This window comes from Streptomyces phyllanthi, from assembly GCF_009377205.1.
GTDB lineage: Bacteria > Actinomycetota > Actinomycetes > Streptomycetales > Streptomycetaceae > Streptomyces > Streptomyces phyllanthi.
In genome coordinates this window covers 1-2,532 of sequence record NZ_VJZE01000778.1, presented here as the reverse complement: position 1 = coordinate 2,532, position 2,532 = coordinate 1, and the positions used below count along the sequence as shown (strand labels likewise).

The 2,532-nt window shown below is 74.2% G+C and carries 1 protein-coding gene; it reads left to right on the top strand.

The genetic code is table 11. The annotated features are described in order from the left end of the window. Window positions 1-59 precede the first annotated feature (59 nt). Window positions 60-2,532, top strand: a 2,473-nt coding sequence (locus FNH04_RS44735; RefSeq protein WP_152791954.1) for an ATP-binding protein, incomplete at its 3' end; no start/stop codon positions are given.

The following is a 2,532-nucleotide window of genomic DNA, read 5'->3' as shown; positions in this document are numbered from 1 at the left end:
CCGCAACACCCACCCCGGCACAACACCCCGGCACGACACCCCAAGAGGACAGGCTGATCATGGGCGGATCAGCGCCACGAAGGGACCGCAGCACCCACCTCCCCGTCGAGACGACCAGCTTCGTCGACCGCCGAAGCGAACTCGCCGAAGGCCGACGCCTGTTGGCCAAGGCCCGCCTCGTCACCCTCACCGGCCCCGGCGGCGTCGGCAAGACCCGCCTCGCCACCCGCCTCGCCACCGGCCTGGAACGCGCCTTCCCGGACGGAGTCCGCTGCGTCCACCTCTCCGGCCTCCACGACCCCGCCCTCGTCCCCGTCGCCGCCGCCGACGCCCTGGGCCTGCACGACAACTCCCACCAGCCCCCGCTCCCCGCCCTCGTGGACCAGGTCCGCGACCGCCGCCTCCTGCTGGTCCTCGACAACTGCGAACACCTCCTCACCGCCTGCGCCCGCCTCGCCGCCGCCCTCCTGCACGGCACCCCCGGCATCCGCATCCTGGCCACCAGCCGCCACCGCCTGGCCCTCACCGAGGAACACCTCCTGGAAGTGCGCCCGCTCCCAGTCCCCGACCCCGACGGCGACCTCTCCCAGGCCGACGGCTACGCCTCCCTCGCCCTCTTCGCCGAACGCGCCGCGGCCGTCGTCCCCGGCTTCACCCTCACCCCCGCCAACCGCGCATCCGTCGCCCGCCTCTGCCACCGCCTCGACGGCCTCCCCCTCGCCATCGAACTGGCCACCGTCCGGATGCGCGTCCTCGGTATCGACCAGCTCCTCGAACGCCTCGACGACCGCTACCGCCTCCTCACCGCAGGCAGCCCCGCCGTCCTGCCCCGCCACCAGACCCTCCGCGCCGCCGTCGACTGGAGCCACGACCTCTGCACGCCCCGGGAGCAGATGGTGTGGGCGAGGGCGTCCGTCCTGGCGGGCGGCTTCGACCTGGACGTCGCCGAGGCCGTGTGCGCGGACGGCGAACAGGTGCGGTCCCACGATGTCCTCGAAGCCGTCGCCGGCCTCGTCGACAAGTCCGTGCTGACCCGGGACGAGCACGACGGAACCGTCCGCTACCGGCTCATCGACACCCTGCGCCACTACGGCCTCGAAAGGCTCCGGATGACCCCCGGCGCCGAGACCGAGGCCCGGCGACGGCAGCGCGACTGGATGCAGGAGCGGGCGGCCGAGTACGAGGGCGCCTGGTTCGGCCCCGGCCAGCGGCAGATCGTCACCCGGCTCCACGCCGACCAGGACAACCTGCGGGCCGCGCTCGACTTCAGCCTGGTCACCCCCGGCGAGGCCCCGGCCGGGATGCGTCTCGCCGGGACCCTCTGGTTCTTCTGGCACGCCTGCGGCGGCACCCGCGAGGGCCGCTACTGGCTCGAACGGGCGATCGAAGCCAACCCCGAGCCGACCCGCGAACGCGCCCGTGCCCTGTGGGTCGCCGGCCTGCTCGCGGGCTGCTCCAAGGACCTCGCCGGGGGCCGCCGCCGTGCCCACCAGGCCCGCGAACTCGCCCTGGAGCTCGGCGAGTCGGCCGAGGCCGCGCACGCCGACAGCGTCCTCGGCATGCTCGCCCTGTTCGGAGACGACCTGCACGGTGCCCTCGGCCACTTCGAGGCCTCGGTCGCCTGCGGTCCGATACCCGGCACCCTGCCCAGCATCACCGGCCTCGACCAGGTCGGGCTCGCCAGCGTCCTGGCGTTCCTCGGACGGACCGACCGCGCCGTCTCCGTCTGCGAGGACGCCCGCCGAAGCTGCGAGGACCAGGGCGAGGAGTGGGTCCTCAGCTATCTGCTGCGGGTCCTGGCCCTCGCGTACACGGTGAAGGGCGACTGGCGGCGCGCGGAGTCGTACGGCCGTCAGGCGCTGTGCCTCAAGCGTGCCGTCCACGACGTGTTCGGCATCGCCCTCACCCTCGATCTGATGGTGGTGATCGCGGCGGCGCTCGACGCCCATGAACGCGCCGCGGTCCTGCTCGGCGGCGCCGACCGCGTCTGGGCCGACATCTCCAGCGGCCGCTTCGACTCCACCACCTTCAACGGGGCGCGCCGACAGAGCGAGGAGGAGGTGCGCGAAGCCCTCGGGCCGCAGGAGTTCGAGCGGGCGTACCGGCGCGGGGGCGAGCTCGGACTCCCCGAACTCGTCGAGTACGCCCTCCAGGAGCGCGCGCGCAAGCGCGGACCGAAGCATGGCGGGGAGCTCCCGCCGGGCCCCGCCACGCCTGCCGCGAACGGCGGTACCCGGCTCACCCCGCGTGAGACCGAGGTGGCCCGGCTCGTCGCCGAGGGCCTCGCCAACCAGCAGATCGCCGACCGCCTGGTGATCGCCCGCCGCACCGCGGAAGGCCATGTCGAGCGGATCCTCAGCAAGCTCGGCTTCCACAACCGCAGCCAGATCGCCGCCTGGGTGACCGCCCAGACACCGCCCGCGGACACTCCTTCCGGGGACGCGCCGCCCGTGGACGCGCCGCCCCTGGCGAGCCCGCCCGAACCGACGTCACCCGCACCGGCGCCACCCGCACTCACGCCACCCGCACCCC